Raw genomic sequence first — 5944 nt, 5'->3', positions numbered from 1 at the left:
CTGCACCCCGGCAAACCCCCCCCCCGCCCATCCCCACCCCCGTGGATTTGCCCTAGATCGACGAGGTGGCGAGCAGCCGGTCGTGCAGCACCGCCGGATCGGTCACCTCGGGCAGCGACCGGGCGGCGAGCCAGGCGGCCGCGGCGGCACCGTCGCCGGCGGTGCGCAACGGCGCGTCGGGCCAGCGCCGGGCCAGCGCGGTACGGACCGCGCCGGCCAGCGGGGTGTCCCCGGTGAGCAGGCCACCGCCGAGGACCACGGGACTGGTGTCGCCCGCCGGGCGGATCCGGGCCACGCTGCCGGCCAGGTGCCCGGCCGCCTCGGTCAGGATCTCCCGGGCGGCCTCGTCGCCGTCGGCGTACGCCGCGACGACCAGCGGTGCGAGCGCGGCCAACTCCAGCGGCGGCCGGCGGGTGACGGTCTGGACCAGCCGGTCGACGGTGTCGCGGTGCCGGGGCTCGACCTTCGCCGAGCCGAGCAGCTCGGTGAGGACCCGTACCGAGACCGGGGCCAGTTCCCGCTGGCAGTCCAGGTCGGCCAGGGCCCGGCGGACGGCCGCGCGACCCAGCCAGAAGCCCGAGCCGACGTCGCCGAGCAGCCAGCCGTGCCCGTCGGAGATCCGGTCCAGGGTCAGGTCGCGCACCTGGGCGGCGATGGCACCGGTCCCCGCGATCAGTACGGTCCCCGCCGGGTCGGCGCTGCCGGAGGCGTACGCGATAAGGGCGTCGCCGTGGATCTCGTACGGGCAGCGCAGCCCGGCGGCGAGCCAGGCGGCGTCGAAGGCGGCCCGGCCGGCGGGGTCGGCGAGCAGCCGGCCGAGGCCGGCCAGGCCGATGACCCCGGCGCGGGCCCGTTCCGGCGCCACCCCGACCAGCGCCGCGTCGAGCGCGGCGCGCAGTTGGGCCGCCGCCTGCTCGGCGCCGTGGCTGGTCGGGTTGCCGCCGCCGGCGCGGCCGGTGCCGAGGCGTTCGCCCGAGAGCGAGAAGACCGCGGCGCGGGTCGACGTACCGCCGATATCAAGACCAACCACTATCGACTCGGGCATGGACGGCAAACACCTCGATCACTCGGCGTCGGGGGTGGGATCAATGCTGGTCTTTGCCGCTTTGTCGGGCAAGGGGTCGAGGGCCGCGAGGCACCGTCGGCAGGTAACAGTTTGAAAACTTCGCCCACGGTCTTGACAGGAGGGGGCCGCTAGTAAGAACTTTTACCACTAACAGTTAACAGTCTTTTCCGAAGGGGCGTCCAATGGTTGATCACGAGGTGGACGCCACCGCGGGGACCGCGGTGGCCGACGCCGACGCGCTCAACCGGCGGAGCGTCATCGTCGTACCGGGGGACGGCGTCCTCGCGCGCGTCCGCGCCCGGCTGCCCGAGTTCACCGGGGCCCTGCAGCGCGTCGCGGAACAGGTGCTCAGCGACCCCGAGGGCGCCGCCCGGGCCACCATCGTGGAGCTCGCCGAGCGCAGCGGCACCTCCCCGGCCACCATCACCCGCTTCTGCCGGGCGCTCGGCTTCGAGGGGTACGCCGGGCTGCGGCTCGCCATCGCCGCCGAGACCGGCCGGGTCCGCTCCGCGGGCTGGTCCGTCGACATCGGACGCGAGATCCAGCCCGGCGACCCGCTCGACCGGGTGCTCGGCCAGATAATGGCCGCCGACACCCAGGCCATGCACGACACCGCCACCCTGCTCGACCTCGGCGAGGTGGAGCGGGCGGCCGACGCCATCGCCGGCGCCTCCCGGGTCAACATTTTCGGCGCCAGCGGCAGCGCCCTGGTCGGCGAGGAGCTCCAGTTCAGCCTGCACCGGATCGGGGTCGCCGCCTGGGCCTGGACCGACGTGCACAACGGGCTCGCCAGCGCGGCGCTGCAACGCCCCGGCGACGTCGCGGTCGGCATCTCGCACAGCGGGCAGACCCGCGAGACGATCGAGATGCTCGCCGAGGCGGGCAGCCACGGCGCCACCACGGTCGCGCTGACCAGCTTCCCGCGCTCGCCGCTGGCGGAGCTGGCCGACATCGTGCTGGTCACCGCCACCCAGGCGACCACCTTCCGGCCGGACGCGCTCTCCGCCCGGCACCCGCAGCTGGTCGTGCTCGACCTGCTCTACGTCGCGGTCGCGCAGCGTACCCACGACCGGGCGCACGCGGCCTTCCAGCGCACCGCTCAGGCCGTCGACGGGCACAAGGCCGCGAAGGGGGCGTCGTGATCAGCGCCTGCGGGTACGCCGAGGCGGTCCGCCCGCTGCCGCTGCAAGGCGGTGGCGCGGTAAGGGGTCTGTCGGACGGCACCACCGGTCCGGCCCGGGTCTGTGCGGCCTCCCCGGTCACCACGGCACTGCTGGCGCAGTTGCCGACCGCCGAGGTCGTACGACGGTTCCACCTCGCCGGAGAGGCCGCACCGAGCTACCTCTCGGCGAACGTCCCCGGTGGGGACGAGCACAACCACGCCCTTGAATCGCGCTACGCCGGTCGCATCCGGCGCAGCGCCTGACCCGATTCCAACCGAGGAGACAGAGATGTCCGTTACCCCCGACAGCAGGCCGGACGCCGCGCAGCCGCCGGTCCCGGCCGCCCTCGGCTCGGCGACGAACCGCCGTACCCTGCTCACCCGCGCCGCGGCCGTCGGTCTGCTCGCCACCCCCGCGGCGGGCCTGCTCAGCGCCTGCGCCACGAGCGGCGACGACTCGGACGGCGGCGACCAGGCGACCGGCACGAAGAGCGAGAAGAACCCGCTCGGCGTCAAGGAGGACGCGCCGCTGGAGGTGATCATCTTCAACGGCGGGTACGGCGACAAGTACGCCACCGACGTGCACGAGCCGCTCTACAAGAAGGCGTTCCCGAAGGCGGAGATCAAGCACCAGGCCAGCCAGGCCATCTCGACGGTGCTCCAGCCGCGGTTCGCCTCCGGGCAGCCGCCGGAGGTCGTCAACAACTCCGGCGAGAAGTCGCTGGACTTCGGCGCGCTGGTCGCCGACGGCCAGCTGCAGGACCTGACCGAGCTCTGGGACGCGCCGTCGGTCGACGACCCCTCGAAGAAGGTCAAGGACACCGTGGTGCCCGGCACCGTCGACGTCGGCTCGTTCAACGGCAAGCCGTACGTGCTGTACTACGTCTCCACCGTCTTCGGGCTCTGGTACTCGGGCAAGCTCTTCAAGGACAACGGCTGGACGGCCCCGAAGACCTGGGCCGACTTCCTCAAGCTGCTCGACAACATCAAGGCCAAGGGGATCGTGCCGTTCGGCTACGCGGGCGCCAACGCCGCGTACTACATGTGGAACGTCATCCTCACGCACGCCGCCAAGATTGGCGGGCCGGACGTGCTGAAGAACATCGACAACCTCGAGGACGGGGCCTGGAAGGCCGACGCGGTCAAGCAGGCCGCCGCCGCCTGGGCCGAGGTCGGCGCGAAGTACAGCAGCAAGAGCTTCGAGGGGCTCAAGCACACCGACGTCCAGCTCCAGCAGAACCAGTACAAGCTGGCCATCTACCCCAGCGGTGACTGGCTGGAGAACGAGCAGTCCAAGGACACCCCGCCCGGCTTCGAGTACCAGCTGATGCCGATCCCGAGCCTGACCGCGACGGACAAGATGCCGGTCGAGACCGTACGGGCCACCGCGGCCGAGGGCTACTTCGTCTCGGCCAAGAGCAAGAACCCGCGCGGCGGCATGGAGTACCTGCGCCAGATGCTCTCCACCGCCGGGGCGAAGGGCTTCACCGAGGTGGTCAAGTCGGCTACGGTGGTCCCCTCCGGCAGCGCCGGGTACGCCTTCCCGCCCGGCGTCGCCAGCTCCCAGGGCGCGCTCAAGGCCGCGGGGCAGAACGTGGTGAACCTCTTCTTCGACGGCTGGTACAAGGAGCTGGACAAGGAGGCGCGCACCGCCACCAACGAGCTGATGTTCGGCCGGATCAACGCCGACGCGTACGTCGAGCGGATCCAGAAGGTGGCGGACACCATCAAGAAGGACTCGTCCGTCACGAAGTTCAAGCGCTGATCGGAGCGTAGGGTCATGCGGCACGGCAAGTATCCGTTCGTGGTCGGCTTCCTGGCCGCCCCGGTGGCGTTGTACGTGGTCTTCGTGATCGCGCCGTACGTGCAGGCGTTCCAGCTGTCGATGACGGACTGGAAGGGCTTCTCCGCCCCGCGCTGGATCGGGTTCGCCAACTACCAGCGGCTGTTGCACGACAACAGCTTCTGGAAGGCGGTCGAACACCACGCCATCCTGCTGCTTGCCCTGCCGCTGATCACGATCGCCATCGCGCTCTTCTTCGCCTTCCTGCTCAACGTGGGCGGCAAGAGCAGCGGCGGCCAGCGGCGAGGGGTGTGGGGGTCGCCCTTCTACCGGGTGGTGTTCTTCTTCCCCCAGGTGCTCGCGGTGGCGATCATCGCGGTGCTGTTCCAGACGGTCTACCGACCGAACGAGTCCGGCCTGATCGACGGCGTGCTCATGAAGCTCGGCTTCGATCCGGTCCTGTGGCTGGTCAACCCCAACCTGGCGCTCTGGTCGATCATCGGGGTGCTGGTCTGGCAGGCGGTTGGCTTCTACGTGGTGCTGTTCTCGGCGGGGATGGCCTCCATCCCCGCCGAGATCTACGAGGCCGCCGAGATGGACGGGGCCACCCGGATCACGCTCTTCTTCCGGGTGACGCTGCCGCTGCTCTGGGACACCCTCCAGGTCGCCTGGGTCTACCTCGGCATCGCCGCCTTCGACTGCTTCGCGATCGTCTCGGTGCTCTCGGTCGACAGCGGCGGCCCGGACGGGGCCACCACGGTGCTGGCGATGGAGATCTACCGCAACGCCTTCACCTACGGCCGGTATGGCTACGCCTCCGCGATGGGTGTGGCGCTCTTCTTCCTGACCATCACGTTCGCGGCGCTGACGCTGCGGGTGTCGCGGCGAGAAAGCGTCGAGTACTGATGGGGACGCAGATGACCACCATGACGAAGACCGACCGGCCCGGGGCCGGCGGGGAGAGCGGTCGCGCCGAGCGTGGCGGTCGGCGCGGCCGGGGACGGCGGTCCGAGGCGGGGGTGCTGGCGGCCTTCGGGCACGTGGCGCTCGTCGTCTGGGCGATCGTCGTGATCGCGCCGATCCTCTGGACCTTCCTGGCCTCGTTCAAGAACACCACGGAGATCTTCAGCAGCCCGTGGACGCTCCCGGCCGAGCTGCGCTGGGAGAACTGGAGCCGGGCGTGGACCAAGGCGCACGTCGGCCGGTACTTCATCAACAGCGTGATCGTCGTGGGGCTGAGCACCTTCGGCACCATGCTGCTCGGCTCGATGGCCGCGTACGTCCTGGCCCGGTACAAGTTCATCGGTAACCGGCTGATCTACTTCCTCTTCGTCTCCGGGCTGGCCTTCCCGGTCTTCCTGGCGCTGGTGCCGCTCTTCTTCGTGGTGAAGAACCTGGGCCTGCTCGACACGCACACCGGCCTGATCCTGGTCTACATCGCGTACTCGCTGCCGTTCACGATCTTCTTTCTGGCCGCGTTCTTCAAGACACTGCCGAGTTCGGTGGCGGAGGCCGGCATGATCGACGGCTGCTCGCACACCCGGCTCTTCTTCCAGGTGATGATGCCGATGGCCAAGCCGGGCCTGGTGAGCGTCGCGATCTTCAATGTGATCGGGCAGTGGGGCCAGTACCAGCTCCCGCTGGTGCTGCTCTCGAATGCCAAGGACAAGTGGGTGCTGACCCAGGGCATCGCGGACATCTCGGTCAACGCCGGCTACGAGGCCGACTGGTCCGGCCTCTTCGCCGCGCTGACCATCGCGATCCTGCCGATGATCGTCGTGTACGCGATCTTCCAGCGGCAGATCCAGTCCGGCCTCACCACCGGCGCGGTGAAGTAACCGCCCCCCACTCCCCGCCGATCTAGGGCAAATCCTCGTGAAATGATCTCCAATCACGTGGATTTGCCCTAGATCGCGGGGGCGGGGGTGCGCGA

At 70.1% G+C, this 5944-nt stretch carries 5 protein-coding genes and 1 pseudogene; 5 read left to right on the top strand and 1 reads right to left on the bottom strand.

The window, feature by feature from the left end; translation table 11 throughout:
• Positions 1-52: 52 nt before the first annotated feature.
• Positions 53-1045, bottom strand: coding sequence for a BadF/BadG/BcrA/BcrD ATPase family protein (locus AB0J86_RS38600; protein WP_363863806.1), 993 nt, complete (start codon positions 1043-1045; stop codon positions 53-55).
• A gap of 203 nt (positions 1046-1248) precedes the next feature.
• Between AB0J86_RS38600 and AB0J86_RS38595 the strand changes: the two genes are divergently transcribed.
• The 5 genes and pseudogenes from AB0J86_RS38595 to AB0J86_RS38575 all read left to right on the top strand — a co-directional run bounded on the left by AB0J86_RS38595 (position 1249) and on the right by AB0J86_RS38575 (position 5849).
• Positions 1249-2208 carry a MurR/RpiR family transcriptional regulator gene (locus AB0J86_RS38595; RefSeq protein ID WP_363863803.1) on the top strand — a complete coding sequence of 320 codons (960 nt, stop codon included), beginning with the start codon at positions 1249-1251 and terminating at the stop codon, positions 2206-2208.
• Positions 2142-2492 (top strand): annotated as a pseudogene (locus AB0J86_RS38590) (hypothetical protein); the annotation flags it as partial. The gene AB0J86_RS38595 and the pseudogene AB0J86_RS38590, both read left to right, overlap by 67 nt.
• 25 nt (positions 2493-2517) lie before the next feature.
• The gene (gene ngcE / locus AB0J86_RS38585) at positions 2518-3993 is read left to right on the top strand and encodes an N-acetylglucosamine/diacetylchitobiose ABC transporter substrate-binding protein (protein WP_363863800.1); all 1476 of its coding nucleotides are present in this window, start codon (positions 2518-2520) and stop codon (positions 3991-3993) included.
• Positions 3994-4008: 15 nt separating this feature from the next.
• The gene (locus AB0J86_RS38580; RefSeq protein WP_363863797.1) at positions 4009-4917 is read left to right on the top strand and encodes a sugar ABC transporter permease; all 909 of its coding nucleotides are present in this window, start codon (positions 4009-4011) and stop codon (positions 4915-4917) included.
• Between the two features lie 20 nt (positions 4918-4937).
• On the top strand, positions 4938-5849 hold the full coding sequence (locus AB0J86_RS38575) for a carbohydrate ABC transporter permease (protein WP_363863810.1): 912 nt from the start codon (positions 4938-4940) through the stop codon (positions 5847-5849).
• Positions 5850-5944: the final 95 nt, after the last annotated feature.

The organism is Micromonospora sp. NPDC049559 (genome assembly GCF_040676675.1).
In the GTDB taxonomy this organism is placed as follows: Bacteria; Actinomycetota; Actinomycetes; order Mycobacteriales; family Micromonosporaceae; genus JBFAPK01.
The sequence above is the reverse complement of the archived record's forward strand: the minus strand, read 5'-3'. Positions and strand labels throughout refer to the sequence as shown.

Coding starts and splice junctions, on each gene's coding strand:
- AB0J86_RS38580 (WP_363863797.1), top strand. CDS start 4,009: ATGCGGCACGGCAAGTATCCGTTCGTGGTCGGCTTCCTGGCCGCCCCG.
- AB0J86_RS38595 (WP_363863803.1), top strand. CDS start 1,249: ATGGTTGATCACGAGGTGGACGCCACCGCGGGGACCGCGGTGGCCGAC.
- ngcE (WP_363863800.1), top strand. CDS start 2,518: ATGTCCGTTACCCCCGACAGCAGGCCGGACGCCGCGCAGCCGCCGGTC.
- AB0J86_RS38600 (WP_363863806.1), bottom strand. CDS start 1,045: ATGCCCGAGTCGATAGTGGTTGGTCTTGATATCGGCGGTACGTCGACC.
- AB0J86_RS38575 (WP_363863810.1), top strand. CDS start 4,938: ATGACGAAGACCGACCGGCCCGGGGCCGGCGGGGAGAGCGGTCGCGCC.